The sequence below is a fragment of the Acinetobacter sp. YH12136 genome (assembly GCF_013418545.1).
Lineage (GTDB): Bacteria > Pseudomonadota > Gammaproteobacteria > Pseudomonadales > Moraxellaceae > Acinetobacter > Acinetobacter towneri.
Genome location: NZ_VPBV01000021.1, coordinates 26,955 through 51,334, shown reverse-complemented (window position 1 = coordinate 51,334; position 24,380 = coordinate 26,955). Strand labels below are relative to the sequence as shown.

The window sequence follows — 24,380 nt, the reverse complement described above, 5'->3', positions numbered from 1 at the left end:
ATAAGGACTCTCCGAAGCGGAAGGGGCGTGTAACCTCGCCTCTTCAACGACATCATCGCACCGGTCTTGGCCTTGGGTGTATTCCAAGTCACCTTGTCGACCCCAGCCGTGTTTTTGCCTTTGTTTTCAGACACTCGTTTGACGGCCAATGCTTTGCCACTAAACGAGTGAGTCAGCAGCCATTGCAAAGCTTTCGCCTTGTTATGCCTGCCGTCTTGTACCGCCTTCACAATACGCGCTTGCAGCCCTCTGACATGACGCTGTACAGCAATCCAATCGATGCTGTCCCACGATGTGCTGGAAGGTGCACACGCTGATACTGCTGCATTCATTTGCTCTCCCTCCATTAAAAGGGTTCTACACACTCTCTTGTGATGAGAGACCATAAGGACGTCAGCCCGCTTTCGCGTGGGGTAATGTTTCAACCTCTATCCAACCCATTACAGACTGGCATTCGCTTTTTCCTCGTTCCTTCGCCCGCATCACCATGGGCAGTTTTTGCAAACTGCTTTCCCAATGGGAGTAATACGGGATTTCCACGTTCCACTTACTGAAGTACATCGGCTTAGGTGCCTGCTATCGACCGGGAGGCGTATGGGTCACGAATGCGTAGTCGAAAGACGCAATTCCCACCTCCATTACCGTTTTGGTTCGAGCGTATCAGCCATTTCCGCTCGTTCAACTTAACGATCGTTACGCAGATTCACATGTGTTCACCATACCGATTATCTAGCCCTTGTCCGGCTATGGCTGCCAGAAGGGTACGCCTCTCACGATTGATACCCCGCACCTTGCGGTGCCTCGTTACATTGTCGAAGGCGCTCTTTATTCAGCCTTCTAGATTCACCCGGTGACACGGGTGGTTCCCGCAGGGGGAACAACTTCATTAAGCGACTTCGTGTCGCACTTCCACCCAGTTATTGCAAATCGGTAGATTGCCATCATCCAGATAGCGGCTTAAAGCTGGCCAACGCTTCAGAGTGTAATTGATCGCCTTGGCGGTTGGAGAACTCGATGGCACAGTCAGTTGATGTTGGTTGAGCAATTCATACAGTTGTTGCATCACCGGTTGACTATGCTGTTGTCGGTATTCGCGGCGCTGTTCTGCTGTACCATCGGTCTTTTTCCTGAGTTCTGCTTCTATGGCATACAGTTTCTGAATCAGCACTAATGCCTGTTCAGCGACCTGACTTTTTTTGGTCACATGCAGTTCATGGAATTTACGACGCGCATGCGCCATGCAGCCCACCTCAATGACCTGACCTGATTTAAAGCGTGCTTTATAACCACTGTAATCATCACAGACCAGATGGCCCTGCCAGTCTTTCAGGAACGCTTCAGCATGCTGACCTGAACGACTATCCTGAAAGTCATAGATCACGGCTTGAACTGGATTGTACTGTGTAGTGGCATAGGCCCAGACATAACCTTTCTTCGGTTTTTTATCATTCTCACCCATCCGCATGATGGTGACCGGCGTTTCATCGGCATGGATCACCCGCTGTTGCAGCACCACCTGTTTTAAGGCATTGGCCAGAGGTTCCAGTTCCACACCGCAGCGACCAATCCAGTCAGATAACGTGGATCTGGACAGATCAATGCCAGCCCGCTGATAGATCAGGCGCTGACGGTACAGCGGCAAATGATCGGCATACTTCGATACCAGCACATGGCTGAGCAGTTCAGGACTGGCAATACCTTTATCAATCACATAGGCGGGCATCGCTTGCTGAGTCAGGGTGTCGCACTGATCACAGACCCATTTGCCACGTACATGCTGTTCCTTATAGAACTGTGCCGGTCTGAAATGCAGTTTTTCACTGATATCTTCGCCGATACGACGTAACTGGCAGCCACAACTGCATTGGGTTGATGCAGGTTCATGCTCAATACGGATGGTGTGTAGATGATCTGGCAGCAGTCGACGTTTAGGTTTGTTGACTGTGGCTTTCTGTGTCGCTGCATGGGTTTTATCTGCATTTAATCGTTCTAATTCCAGATCAACGGCTGCGATATCTTCTTCGACCGCCTCATCCCACAGATGGATTTGTTTTGCGGTGAGATGTTCGTTTTTACTGCCGAATTTATGCTGTTTAAACAGCGCCAGTTCATGCTCGTATTTTTGATTGAGAATAGAAAGATGTTGAACTTTAGAATCTAATTGCTGATTGGTGACTTCAAGATGTTGAACTTTGGCATCTAATTGTTGATTTGATACTTCCAGATGTTGAACTTGAGCATCTAATTGTTGTTTATTTTCTGCGAGTTGTTGATGCTGCATCGCCAACTGCTGGGTGAATTCCAGCAGTTGTTCATGGGTCAGTTGGCTTAAATCTGGCAGCGTATTCATGACCGCAGTATGCCTGAGGTCATGAGAAGAATGAAATAGAACGTTTGGAGGATAGCAGAATAGCCGAGCTTGGTTTAGAGCATCGTGACCACCTGCTGTCGTCCAATGCGCTGCCAAGGCAAACCCTGGATTAATGCCTGTAACTGTTCCAGGTTGAGAGCTACGCTTTCACCCTGGTGAACTTTAGCCCAGTGGAATTTTCCCTGTTCCAGCCGCCGGGCACACAGCCAGATGCCCAGTCCATCATGTACCAGCACTTTCATGCGATGGCCACGTTTATTACAGAACAGGTAAGCACAATGCGGTTTAATGTAGCCAAAGGCTCTCACCACCTGAGCCATGACAGTATCCATCCCTGCTCGCATATCCAGAGGTTGGGTAGAAAGCCAGATTTCATCGAAACGGATCATGTTGCCAGCACCTTGAGTAATTCTGCCAAGGCAGGTATTTCTGATACTTGCCATTTCAAGCCAATTTCTGCTTTTGAGTGGGGTAAAGTAATTTGAACTTTTAACATGTCAGTAGGAGTAGGATCTAATGGTGCAGAGCAAGATAAGGCAATAAATGCAGGTTTATTCGGTAGTGGTGAGCGATCACTCCCTGGCTTAGCATCAATTAAGCGAATCCATTTGGATACAAGATTTGTATTCAATCCATGTTGCAAAGCGACTGAAGCAATTGAAACGTCCGGTGCTTTACAAGCCTGAACGATCTGCTGTTTAAATTCAGCACTGTATGTTCTTCGTTTTTTCGCAAGAGATGCGATGGATGTCTGATTATTTGTAGTCATAAATTTAAGTCCCCACTTGTTTCTAAGTGGGGACTAAATTAAGGCTTATAGGATGAATTCAGAAGGTGTGTTCAGCGGACGCTTACGTCTTTCCTGCATTTAACAATGTGGATGGTTTACCTAATTTTGACTTTATGCTAAATCCCAATTCAGGCATTGTTCCAATTTTTGCATCATAAATTACGATTCTAATATCACTTTTCGCACTAGATTTTGCTTTAATCTTATTTGATTGGTATCTGGATATAAAGTTTTCCACATCTGGAATAGTAAATGATGCCGTTTGCTTTTTCTGTAATTCTGCCAGCAAAAACTGAGTAATATCTCTGAGTTCCTGTAATGGTATCTGAAAAACATCTTCACCCCGCAAAATCTCTACTATACCCTCTGATTTATGCGGTACATAAGTGAATAAATGATGATGTTCTTGACGTAAAATTCTAATTACAGGATAAATTAAATTATTTATTTTATTTAAGTTTTCATCACCCGCACTTACCCCCCATCACATAGTAATTAAAAAAGGGCATAGAGTTCACTCCATTCCCCCTTATTTGCTGTAATCATACTCACCAATCTTCAATGCTTTTAATATTTCTTTTGCAGTTGCCTGTATCGCTGGAATAGCAACAGAATTTCCAAATTGTTTATAGGCTGAGGCATCTAAAACCACGATTTTGAAATGATCTGGAAACCCCTGCAACCGTGCCCATTCTCTTGGCGTCATTTTCCGAATACCTTTCCGATTTACCTCTCCTTTAATTCTAGTAGTTGGAGTAAAGTCTGTAATTCTATGATCTATAACTAAATTACGCTCTCTCCCCATTCCACCTACAACTATGGCATTGGCAATTGCGTGATCTGGAATAATAGCGTAACCAAAACCATTTCCTTTATTTTCATGTCGAGCTTTATGCTTTTCCAAGGTATCTAAATACTGTGTAGATAAGTAATATTTAGTAGGTACAACCTGAGTTTCCTTTATATCGGCAAAACAGGTTTTTTTATTTAATGGTTGTGGATAAGAGAAATTTTGAATTCCAGTATCTTTATGGAAGCCTACAATAAAAATTCGCTCTCTATTTTGGGGAACACCAAAATCTTTAGCATTTATAATTTGAGGCTCAGCAACGTAGTAACCTAAATCATCTCTTAATGTTTTTAAAATAGTTTTAAGTGTATTTCCCTTATCATGACTAATTAAGCCTTTAACATTTTCTAAAAAGAAAGCTTTAGGTTGTTTCCGTTTTATAATATCCGCAACGTCAAAAAATAGCGTACCGCGTGTATCTTCAAATCCAGATCTTTTACCTGCAATTGAAAAAGCCTGACAAGGGAAGCCTCCACATAAAATATCGAAATGATCAGGTATCGCATTTTTAGTAGACTCTAAAGTGATATCACCATAAGGCGTTTCACCAAAATTGACGGAATATGTTTTTTGGGCATATAGGTCTATTTCTGATGAAAATACGCACTCGCCACCAAGATTTTGTAACGCTAGCCGAAATCCACCAATTCCTGCGAATAGGTCAATAAATTTAAATTTACTTGGGTATTCTGGATAAAAAGGGATTGATTCAAAGAGGGAAAGGTTTTCCTCTTTGTTTACCACTAATTCACCATGAGCCTTTAAAACTTTTGGACTAGTAGAGTTCATCTCAAACCTTCAAGGCGATACAATAACAAAGCCATTACAATAACAAAATTTACCTTAAATAGCATGCAGTGCAAGACACAAGCTGTCGCTCTAGCACAATATTCGATAAGCGTTAGGACAGATGCCTGAGCTGAACTCAAATCACAAAAACGCTTCCAACACCGAATTTAAAAACACATGCCCTTGCGCAGTACATGCCAATCGCTTCGGATCATCCTGCAACAATTGCCGCTGACGCAATGTATTTAAAATATCCTGCAAATCATCCAAGTTTAAACCTGTGCGGGCAGTATACAAGTTTGCCTCAACCCCATCATTCAGGCGCAGTGCATTCATCATAAATTCAAATGGCAACTCATCGGCTGCAATTGCTTTAAACTGCAAGTTTTCCGCAGGTACTTTGGCTAAGTAATCTTTCGGCAAACGGGTTTTTTGGAAGCGATACACACCATCATGCAAAGTCACTTTGCCATGCGCCCCCGCACCTATCGCCAAATAATCGCCAAACTGCCAATAATTTAAATTATGTGCAGACGGCAACTCTTTACGCCATGCAGACACTTCATAATTCACAAAACCTTGCGCAGTTAAATAGGCTTCACCCTGCGCTTGAATTTCTTCCAAGACATCATCTACAGGTAAAATTGGCTGAGTGCGGAAAAAAACAGTATTAGGCTCAATAGTCAATTGATACCATGAAATATGCGTTGCACCATGTTCCACTGCCAGTTTTAAATCCTGCAGTGCTTGCTGCAAAGTCTGTTCAGGCAAGCCATGCATTAAATCGACATTAATTCGCCGAAAGCCCGCTTCACGCGCCAAGCCAATTGCGGCAATCGCATCATCATTAGAATGAATACGCCCTAATTTTTTTAAATGCTCAGTATTAAAACTTTGCACGCCAATCGACAAACGGTTAATCCCTGCAGCCAAATAATCGGCAAAGGGATCATGCTCCACTGTTCCCGGATTGGCTTCCAACGTAATTTCACAACCATCTTCAAAAGCTAGCACAGCTTTAAGCTGTGTAAATAACCATTGATAACCCTGTGCTGAAATCAGCGAAGGTGTACCACCGCCAATAAAGACACTGTGGATTTTTCGACCCTGCGCAAACTGAGTCTGAGTTTTAAAATCTTCCAGCAAAGCCTGTAGATATTCTTGCTCTAAATCTAAACTCAATTTACCGTCAGGCACAGCATGAGAATTAAAATCACAATACGGACACTTACGCACGCACCACGGCATGTGAATATATAAAGATAAAGGAATATCAATGGGATGAAGTGGGTTCAAAGACAGGCTCAATGCAAAATCAAAACAGTGATACAGATTTTAACATGACTACAGCAGGACACTGATGTATTCCCTAGAATTTGCTTTAGACTAGAATCTGTTTAATAAGAAAAAATGTGAAAATGATGAAGATATCCAGCCAATTACTCTTAATTTTGCCACTGGCGATGGGCATCGGGATTGCAATGGCATTTCAAACTGCAATCAACAGCCAATTGCGTGAATATTTATATTCTCCGCTACAAGCTGCCCTTTTCTCTTTTTTGGTTGGTACAATAGTTTTAGCCATACTGGTATTTTTTCAACAAGTCGAGAAACCCAACCTCAGCACCTTGCTCAACATTCCTTGGTATTTATGGATTGGCGGATGTTTAGGGGTTTATGCCATCAGCATGAGTATTTATAGTGCTCCAAAACTAAGTTTGCTTACTTTGTCTGGGGTGATTATTTTTGGACAAATGGTCACATCAATGCTGATTGATCATTTTGGGTTCTTGGGCACTGAAAAAGTCAGTATCAATTGGCAACGTCTTTTAGGTAGCGTGGTGATTTTTATTGGTGTGCTTCTCACTTTACAACGCTAATACCCAAACGCTAAGCACCTCATGCATTGAGATTTTTTGTGTCAAATATACATTCTGTGACCACGACCCGTTTTGAATTAAAACAGCTTTTTCAACTGATGATTCCAATTTTGGTCACACAATTTGCGCAAGCAGGTTTAGGTCTGATTGATACCATTATGGCAGGTCACATGTCTGCCACCGACTTAGCTGCTATTGCTGTTGGGGTCGGTTTGTGGATGCCCATTATGCTGCTGTTCAGTGGCATTATGATTGCTACCACACCCTTAGTCGCCGAGGCTAAAGGCGCGCGTACCCCAGAAAAAATTGCAACCATCGCCCGTCAGTCTTTATGGATTGCGTTTATTTTAGGTGTGATTGCAGGGCTGATTTTACAGCTCATGCCTGCACTATTGCCATTATTTGGTGTGCCTGAAAATTTACAGCCCAAAGCAGGCTTATTTTTACATGCCATTGGTTTTGGGATGCCTGCCGTGACCATGTATGCTGCCTTGCGCGGTTATTCAGAAGCACTGGGCTATCCACGCCCTGTGACTGTAATTAGTCTGTTGGCATTGGTTTTATTGGTTCCACTGAACTTTATGTTTATGTATGGTTGGGGGCCTCTGCCTGAACTGGGCAGTGCGGGTTGCGGTTTTGCCACTGCTATTTTGCAATGGTTAATGTTTATAACTTTGGCATTTTATATTTTTAAAAGTCGCGCCTATCAAAGCACGCAGGTATTTAGCCAATGGGAAGCGATTGATGCGGTCTGGATTAAACGTATTTTGCTGTTAGGACTGCCCATTGGTTTAGCCATTTTCTTTGAAGTGAGTATTTTTAGTACTGCCGCCATTGTAATCAGTCCTTTGGGAGAAACCAAACTGGCAGCCCATCAAATTGCCATGTCAGTCACATCTCAGTTATTTATGATTCCCATGTCTTTGGCAATTGCCCTGACCATTCGTATTGGCACATATTATGGCGAACAAAATATTCACGCCATGCGTAAAGTACAAGGCTTAGGCTTTGCAACTGCAACTGTATTTGCCTTTTCTACAATGACGCTGATGTGGTTTTTCCGTCCTGAAATCATTTCAATTTACACCCGCGACCCGCAAGTGGCGCAAGTGACGATGTCTCTATTATTATTTGCGATTGCCTATCAACTCATGGATGCATGGCAAATTAGCGCAGCAGGTTGTTTGCGTGGCATGCAAGACACTCAGGGCCCAATGTGGATTACCATGCTTGCTTATTGGGTTGTGGCTTTCCCCATTGGCGTGTATTTAACTCGTTACAGCAGTATGGGCGCTGCAGGGGTTTGGGTCGGGCTGATTGTCGGTTTAAGCATTGCCTGTGTGTTACTTCTGACCCGTTTATATTTCAACAATCAACGACTGGAACGCCAATTTACAGCATAAACCTCAGCCTACTCACCTACATGCCAAAATACGTTTTGGCACGTGGGTCTTGTGATCAAAAAATACTTTAACAATTAAAAGTAGGCATTTTGCTCACGAACACTTATGATCAAAAGATAGTAAAGATGATCTTGAGGAACATCGCATGGCAAAAACGGCGCGTACACCTGGTCGTCGCTTTATGAAACTTGCGAGCATGACAGCAAGTATTGCAACCAAAACGGTATCGAACTCGATTAAAAACCTCACCGCAGATGAAGAACAAAAAAATGCGGCACGCAGCCAATTGTTTCAGGATATTGGTATCCAAATTGCTGATACCTTAGGCGAAATGAAAGGTGCGGTGATGAAAGTCGGGCAAATTGCCTCGCAATATAAAGATATTTTTCCGCCTGAAGTTGCCAAAGCCATCAGTAAATTACAGCGCCAAGCACCTGCCATGCCTTTTGCTGAAATTAAGGCACAAGTTGAAAAAGAACTCGGTAAACCGCTCGACAAAATTTTTAAACACTTTGATGAAACTCCGTTTGCAGCCGCATCTATTGGGCAAGTGCATAAAGCCATTTTACCCAATGGCGAGCAAGTGGTGGTCAAAGTGCAATATCCTGGGGTCGATGAAGCCTGCGAAAGTGACCTGAAACAAGTCCGTTTGGCACTGCGTTTAATGGGTGTACTTAAAATAGACCGTAAATTACAAGACCGTCTATTTCAGGAAATTCAGGAAAGTTTAGACAATGAGCTGAACTACCAGATTGAGGCACAAAACCTAGAAGTAGCGCGTACCTTTCACGCGGCTTTGGATGATAAAATTATTATCCCACAAGTGTTTAAAGACTATTCTTCGCGGCATATTCTCACCTTAAGTTTGGAACAAGGTGAAAATATAGAAACGGCAAGCACATGGTCACAGCGTACCCGCAACACTTTGGGACGACGTTTATTGCGTGCCATGGGTCAAGAAATCTTTTATTTAAAACGCTTTCATTGCGACCCGCATCCGGGCAACTTTGCGTTCCGCCAAGATGGTTCTGTGGTGATTTATGATTACGGCGGCGTCAAAACTCTATCGAATGATGTAGTGCATCATTTTCGACAACTGATTCATGCTGCGCGTGCGCAAGATATTGCCGAAATTGAACAGCATCTAGATGCACTGCAGGCAATTTCTGCATTGGGTAAATTCCCTGAAGATTTATATTCGCAATGGTTAGAAGTGCTGATGCGTCCGCTAACCACACATTATGATTTTGCTGAAAATTCTGCCCATCATGATGGCGTTGAGTTGGTCAAAAGTTCATTGAAATATTGGGATGTGTTTAAGCCTTCTCCCGATACCTTAATGGTGAATCGAACTGTTTCAGGGCATTATTGGAATTTAATTCATTTAAAAGTACATGATAATTTAAATGATATTTTTGAGGAGTTGGTTCCACCGCGAGCTTAGACTCAACTTTGGACTCAGCAAAGGATGCTGAAAATAAAGCCCAATCTGTTTTATGCTCCGTAACTAAAATTATAATCCAGACAAAAAATCCTCCCAAATGTAGGAGGATTTTTTGTTATCTAAACCGATTCATTCAAGTTGAAACGATGAAATTCAAATTATTGAATTTCAAGGTGTTTGATTAAGCATTCCAGATCATCGGCAGACAGTTGTCCAATATAAGTGAGTTGTGTTTTTTGGATAGGCAGCTGATATGTTTGTACTGTATCAATCCACGATGGCTTTTTTAAACCAGCCTGTTGCCAGTTTTTAATTTCCACATATTTGCTTTTAATAAAAGCAGACTTATTTTCGTACTGACTACTTAAACGGAATACAACATAGTCGGTGTCCGTTTGGCGAATATACAACACAGGTCTGGTCTTACCATCGGCAATATCTGTAAAGCCAACATAAGCCCAATAGAGTTGTTGGGTCATTAGTAGCCGCCATCATCTTCTAAAAAAGCAGCAGTATCCGCAGCGCTAGACACTTTTACACTAGGAACATTATGGCTCATCGCGATTAATCTTGCTGTATTCAAATCCTCGTCACTCACCTGAGTCGTGACAGGTATTTTGCCAGTTCGTGCAATTTCAGCATAAACCATGCTCATTACAGTAGCAGGCGTCAGACCAACTTTTGTCATAATGTATTCTGCTGATTCCATAATTGCCTGATCAACCGTGTATTGAACCCGTTTTTTTACCAATGTTGTCATCATATGCTCCATTTACACCACTAAATGCCATTTTATGCCTCAAAATAGCACGGGTCAAACTTGTTCTTACGATGCCTTTTCACTTCAAATAGAAAAAATTATTTAATCTGTGCAGACACTATTCCCTCAATGAAAGCCCTTATACAACGGGTTTAGAAAAAGATTGGATAATTTTTATGTAAAACTCACTAGAAAGAATGCATGTGGGTTTTATTTGCCAAATCAAATGTTATGTTATAACATTTACTTAAATATACACTTAGTTTGGAGAAATCTCATGCGTCCGAATATCCACCCAGAATATCGTGAAGTTTTATTTCACGACACCAACGCCAATGCCTATTTTGTGATTGGCAGCACCTTACAAAGCAGCCAAAGTAAAGAATATGAAGGCAAAGTATATCCTTATGTGACTTTGGATATTTCAAGCGCATCGCATCCGTTCTACACAGGCGAACAACGTCAAACCAGCAATGAAGGACGTGTGGCAAGCTTCAACAAACGCTTTGCACGTTTCAAACGCTAAGCTTGAGTTTTATTGCAAAATCTCACAATCACTTCATATTCAGTTAAGTTTTCTGTTTTATATTTTAAACATAGCAAGATTGCTCATCGAAACGATGGGATATCCTCTATCTTCAAAGCCCAAGCACTCTCCTCCAGCTTGGGCTTCTTTTTATTTATAATTTTTATCTAATGGATTTTTCTACTCAACGATTGATTTGGTACAGACCCTAATCTAATGTTTTAAAAACTGTTGAATCACATAAAAACCCAATCCCAGCAACATCACTCCCAAAACCACACTGGAAAGCGCATAACTAAACGCCATACCTTGCTGTCCATGTCTTAAGAGTTGCCAAGTTTCCAAACTAAAACTGGAAAAAGTGGTAAAGCCACCTAAAATACCTACCATCAGTAATAAGCGGGCTTCCTGCTGCAACACAGGATATTTCTGACTCAATGCAAAAAATACACCTGCCAAAAAGCAGCCAAACAGATTGACCGACCACGTTGCCCATGGAAAATGCTGTGCCGATTTAAATAAATACAGGCTTGCGGCATAACGTAAACTTGCCCCCAATGCACCACCAATTGCCACCAATAGCCAATTCATCTGTTCTACTGTCCTTTTTGCAGCTATGTCGTGTATTTCTCACAGCCATAATTTTTAGTCACATGTGATCTCTCTCTGTATTTCAAGATATTATTGCCCGAAGCATCCATATCTTTGCTCAGATTTTACATCTTCCTAAATCACATAAGTTAAATACACGAAAAAGTTTTCCACTCAAAACCAAATTGCGCTAGTCTGCATATTATTTCAATTTAGGCACATGTGGAGGATGTCATGGCAAAAGAATTATTGGCTCAAGTTGAGGCAGGCAGTGCAACATTTGCCGATGTGATTGCATTCATTGAAGCACACTATAACCACACCCCAACCGCATTTAAAAATGGACAACAAAACAATGCGGCCACTGAAAATCAAGGCAGTGCCAAAATCTTTTCATTTGCGAAACTCAATGGCTTAAATCAGGCGCAAACCCTCAGCCTATTTGCGGAACATTATGCTTCGGTACTTGCGACACCTGAAGGAATTGATCATCAAAATATCCGCCAGTTTATGCAGCACGGTTGGGATGGTATTCAGTTTGAAACGCTAGCCCTTAGCGCCAAATAATTTTTAGTATTTTAGTTTTAAATTTAGATAGGAAAGACGTGCGATACTGATTATAAACAGCCTCACACGGCTTTTTATTTTAAGAAAATTATAGATTTTTTGCTGCTAAATCTCACAACAATTCAAGCTGTTTAGCATAATCAAACATATCAAGAAATACGCACCCGACATTGCCATTCTTGTATTGCGGTTTTTTCCCATGCACGGGCATGTTTCACGTGGAGCAATTCCTGACCAGCCTTGACTGCCTGAAAATAAAATATTTTTTGTCCACCTTGCCCTACTTGAGCAGAAGATGAAGCTTCAGCAGTATGATAAATACTTTCTACATCAAATAGCTTCAGTGACTCTACCAAACTCCATTGATAGCCTGTACTTGGGTTTTCATTCAGTTGTAATTCTAAAGTTTGTCCGACATCCATCTCTAACAATGCGGGACATTGCTGCTGCGCTGTAAATTTAAAAGTTTGCCCATCAATGCTTGAATTCATACCTGTGCATGCGCTTAAGCCCAATGCCACAACACATCCACTCAAACCCATGCGCAAATAGCAATTCATCACCCTGTCCTAACTTTTAACCTTTTCAATCCACTGAATTGAACTGACGCGAAATACTTCGCACGCACCATCCCCCGTATCGGTAGGGGTAAGCGATGACGTCCAAACCAAGTCCTGATCTTTCACCTCAACCAACTCACCTTTTAAACGCACCAAATCACCACGTTTTACTTTTTGAATGTCTTTGGCAATTTTTGGGTTGGCAGGAATGATATGCATATTAGATACCATTTGCATGGCTTGATCTGCAGGCACAGGTAAACGGTCTATTTTCCAGTTTAAATAGCGGTCATATTGATTGACGGTAATATGACGGGCAATTTCAGGCTCAGCAAATAAACCCCAACTCACCGCATAATCAATCGGAGAAAATTTGGCTTGGGCATCATCCTGATAGGTTTTTGAACCCAAAATTCGAAAATCACCCTTAAAAGGTTGCAACACTTCAATCGACTGACCTTTCACGACAGGAGGCAAGCCTTTGGCAATATTACGCTCGACTGAGGCATAGACAGAACATGGCAAAGCCAAAGTCATTAACAATGCCATAAGTTTTAGCGAAATATGTGTGTTCATTCTAAAGTCTACCTAACAAATTCATCTATCTATATTTATCTTAATCACAGATTATGAATACAATAGTTGAAATTGGTAACAAAATGCAGTCATTGGCTCATTCTGACATGGCAAAAACCCTGTAATTTCAGCTAAGCTTATCGGCATAAAAATCAATAATTAGATCTGCACATGCTCTTTGACATCCTCCTCGACCTAAAGGACGGAGATTCCTACTGCTAGACGCTCATGTCCGAGCGCAAGAATATTCAGTGCGGAATTTACATCCCGATCATGGAGCGTACCGCACTCCACACACTGCCACTCTCTTATTCCTAAACCTGCTCTACCTTTCGGACTACTAGAGCGTGAGCCACAGCACGAACAAATTTGGGTGGTATAGGCTTCATTGACTTCTTCATAACATACCCCTGCGTTCTCGCATTTATACTTGAGCATGGTTCTTAGTGTTGTCCAACTGGCATCTAGCACAGACTTGGCTAGTTTGGTCTGCGCTAATGCTTTGGCATTCACATTGCCAACGAAGATGGCTGCATGTTCATTCACCAGTTTTCGGCTGAATTGATGCAGCATGTTTTGTCTTACATTTTTAATCTTGACATGGATGGCTGTGACACGTTTCTTATTTTTTGCACGTTGAGCAATACCAAGTTTTCGCTCATATTGCCGATAGATTTGAGGGGCTTTAAGTTTTACGCCATCTGAACAAGTCGCTAAATCTTTTAAACCTAGATCAATACCTATGGCTTTGCTTGACGTTGGCTTAGCTTGCTTTGGTGAATCTATAACAAGACAAACATACCAACGTCCACGACTATCTTCTACGAATGTGCCTGTTTTGATATTGTATTGACTTAATCCGTAACTATCCCATAGTTTAAATTGATGCTTGCCATATTGAACATAGCCATCAGCATATTTGATTGCAACCTTTTTAAACGGTATCCAACCCAGTGAACGTCTAGCTGATTTTTTATTACTGACACGCCATTTTAGTTTTGCTTTTTTGAACTGCTTGCGTCTTGTGACCAATTCTTCTGTCACTGCCTGAATAGTTTGACTGTGCAAGTTGCATTCTTTCGATGTGCCTTTCGTGTATTTTGCAAGGTCGTATGCTGAAAAGAATTGTTGTTTACGTTGTAGATGCTTAAAACACAAATCATTGACATAATTCCAGACAAAATTTACTTCGGATGCTAACTGATTTAGCACCTTGCAATGTTTGTCTTTTATGCGTAATTTGAGTGTCTTCATCCAATTATTTTAACAGTATTTTTCTTAATAGTGACTATAGTACAAGTATTTAAAAAGACATTTCGTGTCGTTCATATGATTTACTCCAGTCGCTTATATCCTCGTGCTGAACCACGAGGTTTTACGCTCCAGTGGATAAATTTTTTCAAAAACATATTTTTCCGCACTTGCTGAATCAAGTCATGCAAACCCCATCCTTAATGGATTTGCGACGAGAGCTTTTATTGAGCGTATCGGGAGAAGTTTTGGAAATTGGCTTTGGCACAGGTTTAAATTTACCTTTTTATCAGGGTGTAGATACCGTGTATGCATTAGAACCCAATACAGTAATTTTCCAATTGGCGCAGGAACCAATTGATGCAACACCGTTCGTGGTTGAGCAGATCACCGCAAGCGCAGAACAATTGCCTTTTGCAAGTAATCAATTGCAGCATGTGGTGTCCACGTGGATTGTGCAGTATTCCAGACCTAGAACAAAGCCTACGAGAGATTTATCGCGTCTTACAACCAGGTGGTACTTTGCACCTCGTAGAACACGTTTTGAATCGACAAAATTTGAATGTTCAGCATTTACAACATCTGCTCACGCCTCTTCAAAAAAAAGTTGCAGATGGCTGTCACTTAAACCGTGACATTGAAATTGCCCTACTCGAAACTGGTTTTGAATTGGGTGAAGTCCAATATATTGATATTGCAGGCATTCCAAGTCTTGCACAGCGCATGTTATTGGCGCGAGTACATAAACCTCTTTAATCACAATCCTCAAAATCAATCCGAATGGTTTCAAAACGCAGTCTGCCCTGCTGAATGGCCTGCGCAATTGCTTGCTGACCTTTGGTCAAACGTGCGCCACCACTTTTAATATCAATTAGGACGATTGCAATATCTTCGGCATGCCCATTGCCATCCCGATAATCGGTATAGCCATCAAACACGATATAATCAACAGGATCACCTAAAAATTTGGCATCGCTCGGTAAATACTGAAATTCGGGCATAATCGGTGCTAATTGCTCTGCCATTTTGCCTTTCAGTACCGCACGACTGGTATTTACACTGCGCTTTTGTGCCTGCAATAATGCCTGCTGATGTGACAGTTCAATTTCTGCAATATATTGTTCATACTCGGCTTTAATCCGTCCATTGCGGCTATTGCTTAAAATTAAGGTGGTCAGCACCACGCCTATACAGGCACCAATCAGCATCGCCATCCAGATTGACATAAAACCTTCCTAAACCTTTTTTGCAGAACTCGATACGACTTTTGTCAACTGTCATATTCCGAGCACAAAACAATGATATGCTAGGGATGAGCAGATTAAAATCGATTCGAGGGTCATGAAAACTATATTAATTGCCAACCAAAAAGGTGGCTGTGGAAAAACCATTACGGCTATTAGTTTAGCATCTGCGCTTGCACAAAAAGGCTATAAAGTTGCTTTGGCGGATGCCGACAATCAAAAATCTGCGCTGCAATGGTTAAAACAACGACCAGAAACAGCCGCTCCAATTCAAAGTTTAGATTGGCGTCATGAAAAGTCGATTGGCGATGCACCCAAAAACATTGAATATTTAATTATTGATGCACCTGGTGCGTTATCGGGTGAGCATGCCGAGCAGCTGATTAGCGAAGCACATGCCATTATCACACCTCTACAGCCTTCATTTTTTGACATTGACTCCACCCGTCGCTTCTTAAAACACTTACAAGACATTAAGCGGATTCGTAAAGGCAAAGTCCAAATTTTGCTGTTGGCCAATCGGGTCAAACCCAACTCTGCCAGCTCTAAAGATATTCAGGATTTTTTCCAGAAAATCGAGCAACAGCCTGTGGCATGGATTTCAGAACGTGCCGCTTACGGACAATTGGCAATGCAAGGTTTAAGTATTTTTGATAAAACCCAAAAAACTTATCTGCAAATGCAAGATCAATGGCAGCCTGTACTGAATGCCATTGTAGATGACCCTGCTCAATGGTTTTAAAGCCTAGAATCGCCACCGTTTAGAACTTATTCACCAGAACTTACCAAGCTCTCGTTTTCGGGAGCTTTTTTTTCAGTTAATATGGCACATGACCTTAGGAATGTTTCAGTGAATTCAGTGCAACAGTACGCGCCAACATTACAAAAAATTTTATTGTTTGGACTGTTTTTTGTCCTGATCTTTTTGGGTTTTCACATACTCAAATATTTTATTGTTCCTGTTGTTTGGGCAGCAATCATTGCCTATATGAGCTGGCCACTATATCAGTCGGTGCTACGTTTATGCGGTCATCGTCCTACGCTTAGCGCAGCCTTAATGATGCTGATGGTCACGTTGGTGGTCGGCATTCCACTCACTTTTGCCATTTTTATCCTGCAACATGAAGGTCGCAACTTATATTACGAATTACAAAAACAGGTCTTTTCCGGACACTTAAATGTCCCTGATTTCATTCGCAATTTACCTATTATTGGTAAAGAAGTCACCCGCACCCTTAAAGAAATTAATCACGATCCGAACAGCATTGTGCAATCCATTTCCTTATGGATTCAAGGGCATTTAAATTACGGCAAAGTGGTGATTAATGAAGTCAGCAAAAACCTAATCAAACTTGGTTTTGCCCTGCTATCGTTATTCTTTTTCTACCGCGATGGTCACACCATTTTGCATCAAGTCAGCAAAGCTTTGGAAATGGTGATTGGGCCACGTATTCATCACTATTTAGATACTATTTCTGAAACCACACGTGCTGTGGTCTATGGCGTTGGACTCACCGCAATTGCGCAAGCCTTACTCGCAGGCGTGAGCTATTTTGTCGCTGGGGTACCTAATCCGATGGTACTGACCATTGTGACTTTCTTATTTGCCTTAATTCCGTTTGGCCCACCGTTAGCTTATGGTTCGGTGTCGCTGTGGTTATTTAGCCAAGGGCATACCATGGAAGCCATTGGTGTGATGGCGTGGGGCGTGTGTGTGGTCAGCACTGCTGATAACGTGATTCGTCCTTTGGTGATTTCGGGTGCCACTCAAATTCCATTCCTGTTGATCATGTTTGGAGTTTTAGGTGGAATTGCCAGTTTTGGTCTGATTGGTCTATTTATTGGCCCTGTGATTTTGGCAGTCTTACTCGCTATTTGGCGTGAGTGGTTGCATGAAAACAACAATGAAGGATTAATGATGCCCAAAGCTACCCTTGCGCATGATCTCCCTGAAGACGATTCATCATCCAATTCAAAGCTTGATTAAGCTGTTTTACTGATCATATTGCTCACATGGCTGTGTTGATCTGAATAAATCAGCTCAACACAGTACATACATACTACTACGCAAACGTTGTATTGTAACGGAGCTAACTTTGCTTCAATCAAGACATCCCTAAATATTATGCACAACAAACAGGATGTCTTTTATGCGCTCAATACTCCAATTTGCTAGTCTTGCTGCTTTTAGTGGTCTCGTACTCATGGGCTGCAGCACCACTGCAACCTCACAAGAAAAATCAAAATTAGTGAAAATGCATGCTGTTTCAGCACAAGGTATTGGCAAAGAATTAGGTACGGTTGAACTGCGTGACAGTGCAGCAGGCTTAGTTATTCACACCCAACTCCAGCAACTCCCTGCAGGTGAACGTGGTTTTCATATCCATGAAAAAGGTTCATGTGCAGCAGCAGAAAAAGATGGAAAAATGGTTGCTGCTTTGGCAGCGGGCGGGCATTTTAATCCGAAAAATGTCCCGCATCATGGCACACCACTGACAGGACATTTAGGTGATTTACCTGCTTTAAGTGTTGCAAGCGATGGAACAGCCAAAGTAACCGTGATTGCACCACGTTTAACATTGGCACAAGTTGAAGGATTGGCTTTAATGATTCATGCAGGCGGCGATAACTATGCCGACCATCCAAAACCATTGGGCGGTGGTGGTGAGCGAATCGCCTGTGGGGTCATTTAAACCCGCTTTATACATTTTCAATAAAACATTTAAAATCAATTGTGGATAAGTTAAGGGTTATACACGTGCCTTTCGACTTATCCGCAAAAAAGTAAAATCATCTTGTTGTGGATTATTCTAAAAATAAGCTCAATGCAGCTCGTCTCGCTTTATATCAGTCGTGTTTCATATCCACACTCACTAATTTTTGAAAAACTTGCTACGAACTAGCAGAAAACAGCTCAATTTTGCAAACATCTTGTCTAACTTATAAATGTGCAGAGATCACAGCCGCTCATCTTTGCGAATATCTAAATTTCAGCTACACTGCATTTTTATCCACTTTAAAAAGATTGGCATGAACATTAAAACATTACGTCTGGTTGGTTTACTCGAAGGTATTTCATTCTTATTGTTGTTATTTATTGCCATGCCAATGAAATATATGTTCGATAACCCAATTTTAGTGAAATATGTAGGTATGGGTCACGGCGTATTGTTTATCGCATTTTTAGTGGTGCTTTTTGTGGTTTGTGAAAAACAAAAATGGTCTCTTAAAATGTTTATTTTGGGCTTAATTGCATCAATTTTACCTTTTGGCCCATTTGTTTTTGATGCTAAATTGAAAAAGATGGAACAACCTGTAGAGGCTTAATCTACAAGTCCTTTTTAGCGTTTATCACATTACACATTATTTGATATTTGATTTCTAAATCAAATATTGCAAGGCGATACAACATCGCCTTATTTGATGATGCAGCAGAAAAATTTACACTCTTAAAACTGCCCTGCAGCAACTCGCTCCTGCATCACCTGTTTAAGCATCATGCGTGGCAAACTAAACCACAGCATTATCAGCACCAAACAAGCCACACTATAAGCCCAAATATCAAATTGAATATATAAAACACGTACCAGTTCAATCACAATAAAAAAGCACAGCATCAATAGCATTGAAACACTGGCAGCAACAGTGCCTTTAGACACTTCCGATGACATTAAGGCAAAACGATATAAGACCGAAAAGCTCATCCCCTCACCAAAACTGATCAGGCTCATGCCAATCACCAAACACCACACAAAATAGCTTTGCCAAATTGCACCCAGTACGATCAGCACGCTGCCCAACAACATTAAAGGCAGGCCAATCAAGACTGTTTTGCCTAAAGGCAAACGGTCAATGACTTTCATCAGCACCAAATTGCCTAAAATCAAACCACCCAAAACAGGAAACTGTGCTAAACCGTATTGCAGACTGCTAAAGCCTAAATCTTCAACCAACATCACGGGAGATAATGCAATCCACAACATTAAGGGCATACTCAATAAAGGCAGCGCCAATGTCAGACCTAAGAATCTGGTATTTTGAAAGACATGCTTAAAATCATCCCACACATCTCGAAACGGACGTTTAGGAATACTTTGCTGAGTTTCAGGCATTTTGGCTTTCAATCCAAACCAACTCAAAAATGCCAACAGTGCTATGCCAATAAACCCCCAGTGCCAAGAAACATGCTCAATCATAAATGCACCCAATACTGGGCCGAGCAAGGGAGCAAGTAAAGAGACGTTTGCCATGAGCGCCATGACTTTAATTGCATCACGCTCTGCAAAGTTTTCCTGAATAGCCGCATAGCCGACCGCACTAATGACCGACAAGCCAAACCCTTGTAAAAAACGAAGGGCTAGGAAACTTTCAATATCCTGAGTTAATAGAATCAATAAGCAGGTCAGAGTAAAAAATGCCACGCCGCCCAACAATACTTTTCTGCGCCCCAAACGGTCAGAGAGTGGCCCCAATAACCACGCCACACAAGCACCCCCCAGCAAATAAAATGACATGGACGAAGCTGCCCATGCACTACTGACACCAAAATCTTGTGTGATGGCCAACATTGCGGGTTGAACCAAGTCATTGCCAATATAAACCGCGAACTCAAACAAGACCAAAGCCAAGGGAAACATGAGTGTGGCACGTTGAATGGTATTTTTTTGCTGCTGTGGCATGAGTTATAAAGGACAAAACGATGCAAGTCAGCCGCGTTTAGCCCATAAAAATAGAAAATTGAGCTGCAGTTTAACAGAGTTGAATGGCAAATTTATGGCGCATTTTTTAAGTCCGTTAAATAAATTGCGGCACTTGATGTGACATCAGACCAAGTTAGGCATCACCTCCTTCAGCGGGTTAAGGCGATACGGTATTGCCCAATTCATAATATGAAAATACCGAAAGTACAGGATAAAACTACCCACGGCAATGAGGCGATCATTGCGGTGTAGAAATGCTAGAGTTTTGATGGACATGCTGCGCTCACACGTTTTTGAATCGAATGAAGTCATCCTAAATAAAAGCTGTGGATAACACGAGTATTATCCACAGACGCTTTGTTGCATTTTTAGAACATCATGCAAGATTTACCTAAGCCCTACAGCAATTTAAGGACATTTTTTGCTTTGGAAAGTCTTGGTATTTTTACCACGTGCGCATAAGTAAGCGGTTTGCACATCACCCTGCTGCCATTGTCCATTAATATTTTTAAAGTGATAAATACTACGAATTGAACGTACCGAATCATCCATTAAGCCTGTTTCGGTAATTTTTACTTCTGCCGCAGTTGGTGCTTCGACACGGTTAAAGTATTGACGAATTTCAACGGTAGCCAATTCTTTACGCAAATCTGGACGTTGTTTGAGTACCTGCGCCAAAGGTGTTTCTGCAGGCGTAACTTGTGAAATAATATTCTGTGTAGTCGCACAGCCTGACAATAACGCAACACCCAATGCGGAAACCGTGATTAAACGCAACATAACTCCTCCAAAATGTTGATTATTATTTATGCTTCTATGATGCCTTGTTCGAGCAGAAACGCTAGAACAGAAATGTAAAATTAAAACAGCGGCATAAAAAAACGCATCACGAGGATGCGTTTTTCAATTCACTTAAATAAATGAAAGGCGAAAGGAATTACAAATCAAATAATTTGCCTGGGTTCATAATGCCTTGAGGGTCAAAAACCTTTTTCAACGCTTTCATATATTCAATTTCTTCAGCCGAACGTGAATATTCCAAATATGGTTTTTTGGTCATGCCTACACCGTGTTCTGCAGAAATAGAACCATCATATTTCTTCACAGTATCAAATACATACTTATTTACCACCTGACATTTGGCAAAGAATTCGTCTTTGCTTAAATCGGCAGGTTTAAGAATGTTCAGGTGCAAGTTACCATCACCAATATGGCCGAACCAGCAAATTTCAAAGTCAGGATAGTTTTCTGCCACAATTGCATCAATTTCCTGAATAAATGCAGGAACATGAGTAATCAATACTGAAATATCGTTTTTATATGGAATAAACGGTGCAATCGACTCAGAAATGTCTTCACGCAAACGCCATAAACTTTCAACTTGGTCTAGGCTTTGGCTCAATACGCCATCCATCACCCAGCCTTGTTCCATACAGTGTTCAAAAATTTCCATCGCCTTGTCCATAATTGGCTCAAATGGCGCTTCAAATTCAAGTAACACGTAAAATGGACATTCGGTTTCAAATGGACGTTGCACATGACCATGATCCAAGACTTTTTGCATCGCCAATTCACCAAAGAATTCAAATGCAGTCAGATCAATTTTAGCTTGGAAAGCATGTAATACAGGCATCACCGAATTAAAATCAGGTACGCCCAACACCATCACTTGTAAATCTTGCGGTTGGCGCTCTAGTTTAATTTCAGCTTCGGTCACTAAACCGAGTGTACCTTCACCGCCAATAAATAAATGTTGCAGCGCATAACCTGTTGCGTTTTTGATCATGCCTTTGTTCAGACGCAGGATATCTCCTTTGCCTGTTACCACAGTCAGACCCAACACCCAGTTACGGGTCATGCCGTATTTAATGACTTTAATACCGCCCGCATTGGTGCCGATATTACCGCCAATTTGTGAAGAACCTGAAGATGCAAAATCGACTGGATAATACATGCCTTGTTCTTCGGCATAGTTTTGTAGTTGCTCAGTCACCACACCCGCTTGCACGCGAACCATACGGTCTGCAGGGAAAAATTCCAAGATTTGGTTCATCTTGTCCATGCTGACGACAATTTCACCATTGGCTGCCACTGCACCTGCAGATAAACCTGTGCGTCCGCCCGATGGAGTAATGGCCACATTAAACTGATTCGCCAGTTTTACAATGGCTTGTACTTGCTCTGTGCTTGATGGAAAAACGATGACCGATGGGTTCGGATCAAAATGCTTTGTATGGTCACGACCCCAGTTTTGGAGGCTATCGACATCCGTTTTAATACGGTTTTCACCGACTATTGCCGTTAATTGGGTCAATAACTCAGGGGTTAAAGCGACTGGAGCATTCATCGTTTGCAGACCTAGCAAGAATTAAACAGGAAGAAAAGCGACTGTCTGCACATCTTGATCTATTTGAAGATGAAGATACTGCAGACTAAATATGTGCATCAAAGCAACAGCGTGGGTTGGCTTTCATGTGCGCCGCTTATTATAAGCGATTTTTTTGAAAAACCTGTGAATATTGGCAATTCCGATAATATAACGTGGTAAGAACAGGGCAATTTTGGGCAATATTTCTGAAAGAGATTATATCTGACAAAAAATACCTGCACTCTTGGTCATAAAGGAAATGTATATCGACCCATCTCCTATGTTATCATACCGCCACTAAATTTGGCCTTTGTAGCGGAGCCGTAATGAGCCAACATCTTTCATTACCTAAAGATAAAATTCGTTTCTTGTTGTTAGAAGGCGTACACCAGAACGCAATCGACGTGTTAAATGCAGCGGGTTATACCAACATCGATTATCGTAAAACGGCGCTTGAGGGCGATGCGTTAAAAGAAGCGATTAAAGATGCGCATTTCATTGGAATTCGTTCACGTACACAGCTAACTGAAGAAGTTTTTGAAGCTGCGAACAAACTAATTGCGGTAGGTTGTTTCTGTATTGGTACAAACCAAGTGAACTTAACTGCAGCAATGGAACGTGGTATTCCAGTTTTCAATGCCCCTTATTCAAACACCCGTTCGGTTGCAGAATTGGTATTGGCTGAAGCAATTTTATTGCTACGTCGCGTACCTGAAAAATCAACCGATACACATGCAGGTGGCTGGAACAAGTCTGCAGTCGGTTCATTTGAAACACGTGGTAAAACTTTAGGTATCGTGGGTTACGGTTCAATCGGTTCTCAACTTTCAGTTTTAGCTGAAAGCATGGGTATGCACGTGATTTATTATGATGCAGTAACCAAATTACCTTTAGGTAATGCACGTCAAGTTGGCTCAATGGGCGAATTATTGGCAAATGCAGACGTGGTTTCTTTACACGTTCCAGATGTACCCTCTACCCGCAATTTCATGGCAAAAGAACAATTTGCACAAATGAAAGAAGGCTCTATTTTCATTAACGCAGCACGTGGTACCTGTGTGGTGATTGAAGATTTGGCTGATGCGATCAAATCAGGTCATATTGCAGGTGCTGCAGTTGACGTGTTCCCGAAAGAACCAAAAGCCAATGGTGAAGAGTTTGTTTCTCCACTACGCAACCTGCCAAACGTGATTTTAACACCGCACGTGGGTGGTTCGACCATGGAAGCGCAAGCGAACATTGGTTTAGAAGTTGCAGAGAAATTCGTTGCATATTCAGATAAAGGTATGACTTTATCTGCAGTGAACTTCCCAGAAATTGCACTACCATTAACCGAAGGCAAACACCGTTTATTACACATTCACCAAAATATTCCAGGTGTATTGTCTAAAATCAACAACTTGTTTGCTGAACACGGCATCAACATCTCTGGTCAGTCACTTATGACCAAAGGTGATGTCGGTTATTTAGTGATGGATGTTGATGCGACTGCATCTAAAGAAGCACTAGATACTTTACACGAAGTTGAAGGCACAATTCGCGTACGTGTCTTGTTCTAAGACCACACGCTGATGCTACAAAAAACCACAGTCTTAGCACTGTGGTTTTTTATGCCTGATCTATGAGTAACCTTGAGTTGCCACAGCCCTGTATTTTTAAACTTGCTATAATCTGCCTGACCTTCCCATTTCCACACTGTTGAGTATTTTT

At 41.7% G+C, this 24,380-nt stretch carries 26 protein-coding genes and 3 pseudogenes; 11 read left to right on the top strand and 18 right to left on the bottom strand.

Annotated features, from left to right (window positions below; all coding sequences use genetic code 11):
* The 7 genes and pseudogenes from FTU71_RS10420 to hemW all read right to left on the bottom strand — a co-directional run.
* A partial coding sequence (locus FTU71_RS10420; protein WP_180111965.1) for a reverse transcriptase N-terminal domain-containing protein occupies window positions 1-332 on the bottom strand: 332 nt, incomplete at its 3' end.
* Window positions 333-907: 575 nt separating this feature from the next.
* Window positions 908-2,350, bottom strand: a pseudogene (locus tag FTU71_RS10415) (IS66 family transposase); the annotation flags it as partial.
* 74 nt (window positions 2,351-2,424) lie between these two features.
* Entirely contained in the window at window positions 2,425-2,760 is a 336-nt protein-coding gene (tnpB, locus tag FTU71_RS10410) for an IS66 family insertion sequence element accessory protein TnpB (RefSeq protein ID WP_180111964.1), read from the bottom strand.
* Entirely contained in the window at window positions 2,757-3,140 is a 384-nt protein-coding gene (locus tag FTU71_RS10405) for a transposase (protein WP_002114018.1), read from the bottom strand. The genes tnpB and FTU71_RS10405 overlap by 4 nt, the downstream gene beginning before the upstream one ends.
* 82 nt (window positions 3,141-3,222) lie before the next feature.
* Entirely contained in the window at window positions 3,223-3,579 is a 357-nt protein-coding gene (locus FTU71_RS10400; RefSeq protein ID WP_373684959.1) for an HpaII family restriction endonuclease, read from the bottom strand.
* A 111-nt stretch (window positions 3,580-3,690) separates the two neighbouring features.
* A complete protein-coding gene (locus FTU71_RS10395; protein ID WP_180111963.1) occupies window positions 3,691-4,800 on the bottom strand; it encodes a DNA cytosine methyltransferase in 1,110 nt (369 codons plus the stop codon).
* 141 nt (window positions 4,801-4,941) lie between these two features.
* The gene (gene hemW / locus FTU71_RS10390) at window positions 4,942-6,096 is read right to left on the bottom strand and encodes a radical SAM family heme chaperone HemW (protein ID WP_180111962.1); all 1,155 of its coding nucleotides are present in this window, start codon (window positions 6,094-6,096) and stop codon (window positions 4,942-4,944) included.
* Between the two features lie 122 nt (window positions 6,097-6,218).
* Between hemW and FTU71_RS10385 the strand changes: the two genes are divergently transcribed.
* The 3 genes from FTU71_RS10385 (at window position 6,219) to FTU71_RS10375 (ending at window position 9,527) form a co-directional block, all read left to right on the top strand.
* Window positions 6,219-6,680, top strand: coding sequence for a DMT family transporter (locus FTU71_RS10385; RefSeq protein WP_131260603.1), 462 nt, complete (start codon window positions 6,219-6,221; stop codon window positions 6,678-6,680).
* A 38-nt stretch (window positions 6,681-6,718) separates the two neighbouring features.
* The gene (locus FTU71_RS10380) at window positions 6,719-8,083 is read left to right on the top strand and encodes an MATE family efflux transporter (RefSeq protein WP_278517693.1); all 1,365 of its coding nucleotides are present in this window, start codon (window positions 6,719-6,721) and stop codon (window positions 8,081-8,083) included.
* Window positions 8,084-8,228: 145 nt separating this feature from the next.
* Complete coding sequence (locus FTU71_RS10375) at window positions 8,229-9,527, top strand: AarF/ABC1/UbiB kinase family protein (protein ID WP_179994100.1); 1,299 nt, start codon at window positions 8,229-8,231, stop codon at window positions 9,525-9,527.
* A gap of 158 nt (window positions 9,528-9,685) precedes the next feature.
* On the opposite strand, the gene FTU71_RS10370 is transcribed toward FTU71_RS10375, so the two are convergent.
* Both FTU71_RS10370 and FTU71_RS10365 read right to left on the bottom strand, forming a co-directional pair.
* Window positions 9,686-10,006 carry a type II toxin-antitoxin system PemK/MazF family toxin gene (locus tag FTU71_RS10370; RefSeq protein WP_004974601.1) on the bottom strand — a complete coding sequence of 107 codons (321 nt, stop codon included), beginning with the start codon at window positions 10,004-10,006 and terminating at the stop codon, window positions 9,686-9,688.
* Complete coding sequence (locus FTU71_RS10365) at window positions 10,006-10,287, bottom strand: type II toxin-antitoxin system RelB/DinJ family antitoxin (protein WP_136144463.1); 282 nt, start codon at window positions 10,285-10,287, stop codon at window positions 10,006-10,008. The genes FTU71_RS10370 and FTU71_RS10365 overlap by 1 nt, the downstream gene beginning before the upstream one ends.
* Window positions 10,288-10,564: 277 nt before the next feature.
* Between FTU71_RS10365 and FTU71_RS10360 the strand changes: the two genes are divergently transcribed.
* Entirely contained in the window at window positions 10,565-10,813 is a 249-nt protein-coding gene (locus FTU71_RS10360; RefSeq protein ID WP_004974599.1) for a type B 50S ribosomal protein L31, read from the top strand.
* Window positions 10,814-11,026: 213 nt separating this feature from the next.
* Here the strand turns inward: FTU71_RS10360 and crcB are convergent, their stop codons facing one another.
* On the bottom strand, window positions 11,027-11,404 hold the full coding sequence (gene crcB, locus FTU71_RS10355) for a fluoride efflux transporter CrcB (RefSeq protein ID WP_004974593.1): 378 nt from the start codon (window positions 11,402-11,404) through the stop codon (window positions 11,027-11,029).
* Window positions 11,405-11,638: 234 nt separating this feature from the next.
* Between crcB and FTU71_RS10350 the strand changes: the two genes are divergently transcribed.
* Window positions 11,639-11,971 carry a HopJ type III effector protein gene (locus tag FTU71_RS10350; protein WP_154320287.1) on the top strand — a complete coding sequence of 111 codons (333 nt, stop codon included), beginning with the start codon at window positions 11,639-11,641 and terminating at the stop codon, window positions 11,969-11,971.
* Window positions 11,972-12,120: 149 nt separating this feature from the next.
* Here the strand turns inward: FTU71_RS10350 and FTU71_RS10345 are convergent, their stop codons facing one another.
* The 3 genes from FTU71_RS10345 to FTU71_RS10335 form a co-directional block, all read right to left on the bottom strand.
* Window positions 12,121-12,531, bottom strand: coding sequence for a protease inhibitor I42 family protein (locus FTU71_RS10345; protein WP_136144550.1), 411 nt, complete (start codon window positions 12,529-12,531; stop codon window positions 12,121-12,123).
* Window positions 12,532-12,540: 9 nt separating this feature from the next.
* Window positions 12,541-13,080: a hypothetical protein gene (locus FTU71_RS10340; protein ID WP_373684958.1), complete on the bottom strand. Its 540-nt coding sequence runs from the start codon at window positions 13,078-13,080 to the stop codon at window positions 12,541-12,543.
* Between the two features lie 222 nt (window positions 13,081-13,302).
* Entirely contained in the window at window positions 13,303-14,361 is a 1,059-nt protein-coding gene (locus FTU71_RS10335) for an RNA-guided endonuclease TnpB family protein (RefSeq protein ID WP_179989852.1), read from the bottom strand.
* A gap of 182 nt (window positions 14,362-14,543) precedes the next feature.
* On the opposite strand from FTU71_RS10335, the pseudogene FTU71_RS10330 reads away from it, so the two are divergent.
* A pseudogene (locus tag FTU71_RS10330) lies at window positions 14,544-15,114 on the top strand (class I SAM-dependent methyltransferase).
* Here the strand turns inward: FTU71_RS10330 and FTU71_RS10325 are convergent.
* A complete protein-coding gene (locus tag FTU71_RS10325; protein WP_004974557.1) occupies window positions 15,111-15,584 on the bottom strand; it encodes a Holliday junction resolvase-like protein in 474 nt (157 codons plus the stop codon). The pseudogene FTU71_RS10330 and the gene FTU71_RS10325 sit on opposite strands and share 4 nt — an antisense overlap.
* Before the next feature lie 115 nt (window positions 15,585-15,699).
* Here FTU71_RS10325 and FTU71_RS10320 point away from each other — a divergent pair, with 115 nt between their 5' ends.
* The 4 genes from FTU71_RS10320 to FTU71_RS10305 all read left to right on the top strand — a co-directional run bounded on the left by FTU71_RS10320 (window position 15,700) and on the right by FTU71_RS10305 (window position 18,929).
* Window positions 15,700-16,344: a ParA family protein gene (locus FTU71_RS10320; protein ID WP_004974554.1), complete on the top strand. Its 645-nt coding sequence runs from the start codon at window positions 15,700-15,702 to the stop codon at window positions 16,342-16,344.
* A gap of 108 nt (window positions 16,345-16,452) precedes the next feature.
* Window positions 16,453-17,589, top strand: a complete 1,137-nt coding sequence (locus FTU71_RS10315) for an AI-2E family transporter (protein WP_004974553.1) — start codon at window positions 16,453-16,455, stop codon at window positions 17,587-17,589.
* Window positions 17,590-17,752: 163 nt separating this feature from the next.
* Window positions 17,753-18,295: a superoxide dismutase family protein gene (sodC, locus tag FTU71_RS10310; RefSeq protein ID WP_180043379.1), complete on the top strand. Its 543-nt coding sequence runs from the start codon at window positions 17,753-17,755 to the stop codon at window positions 18,293-18,295.
* A gap of 337 nt (window positions 18,296-18,632) precedes the next feature.
* Window positions 18,633-18,929, top strand: coding sequence for a DUF3817 domain-containing protein (locus FTU71_RS10305; protein ID WP_168418496.1), 297 nt, complete (start codon window positions 18,633-18,635; stop codon window positions 18,927-18,929).
* A gap of 122 nt (window positions 18,930-19,051) precedes the next feature.
* Here the strand turns inward: FTU71_RS10305 and FTU71_RS10300 are convergent, their stop codons facing one another.
* The 4 genes and pseudogenes from FTU71_RS10300 to FTU71_RS10285 form a co-directional block, all read right to left on the bottom strand.
* The gene (locus FTU71_RS10300; RefSeq protein ID WP_180111960.1) at window positions 19,052-20,281 is read right to left on the bottom strand and encodes an MFS transporter; all 1,230 of its coding nucleotides are present in this window, start codon (window positions 20,279-20,281) and stop codon (window positions 19,052-19,054) included.
* 181 nt (window positions 20,282-20,462) lie between these two features.
* Window positions 20,463-20,572 (bottom strand): annotated as a pseudogene (locus FTU71_RS10295) (pirin family protein); the annotation flags it as partial.
* Between the two features lie 138 nt (window positions 20,573-20,710).
* On the bottom strand, window positions 20,711-21,082 hold the full coding sequence (locus FTU71_RS10290; RefSeq protein WP_004974545.1) for a hypothetical protein: 372 nt from the start codon (window positions 21,080-21,082) through the stop codon (window positions 20,711-20,713).
* Window positions 21,083-21,239: 157 nt separating this feature from the next.
* A complete protein-coding gene (locus tag FTU71_RS10285; protein ID WP_180111959.1) occupies window positions 21,240-22,649 on the bottom strand; it encodes an FAD-binding oxidoreductase in 1,410 nt (469 codons plus the stop codon).
* A gap of 347 nt (window positions 22,650-22,996) precedes the next feature.
* On the opposite strand from FTU71_RS10285, the gene serA reads away from it, so the two are divergent.
* The gene (serA, locus tag FTU71_RS10280) at window positions 22,997-24,229 is read left to right on the top strand and encodes a phosphoglycerate dehydrogenase (protein WP_168418491.1); all 1,233 of its coding nucleotides are present in this window, start codon (window positions 22,997-22,999) and stop codon (window positions 24,227-24,229) included.
* Window positions 24,230-24,380 lie beyond the last annotated feature (151 nt).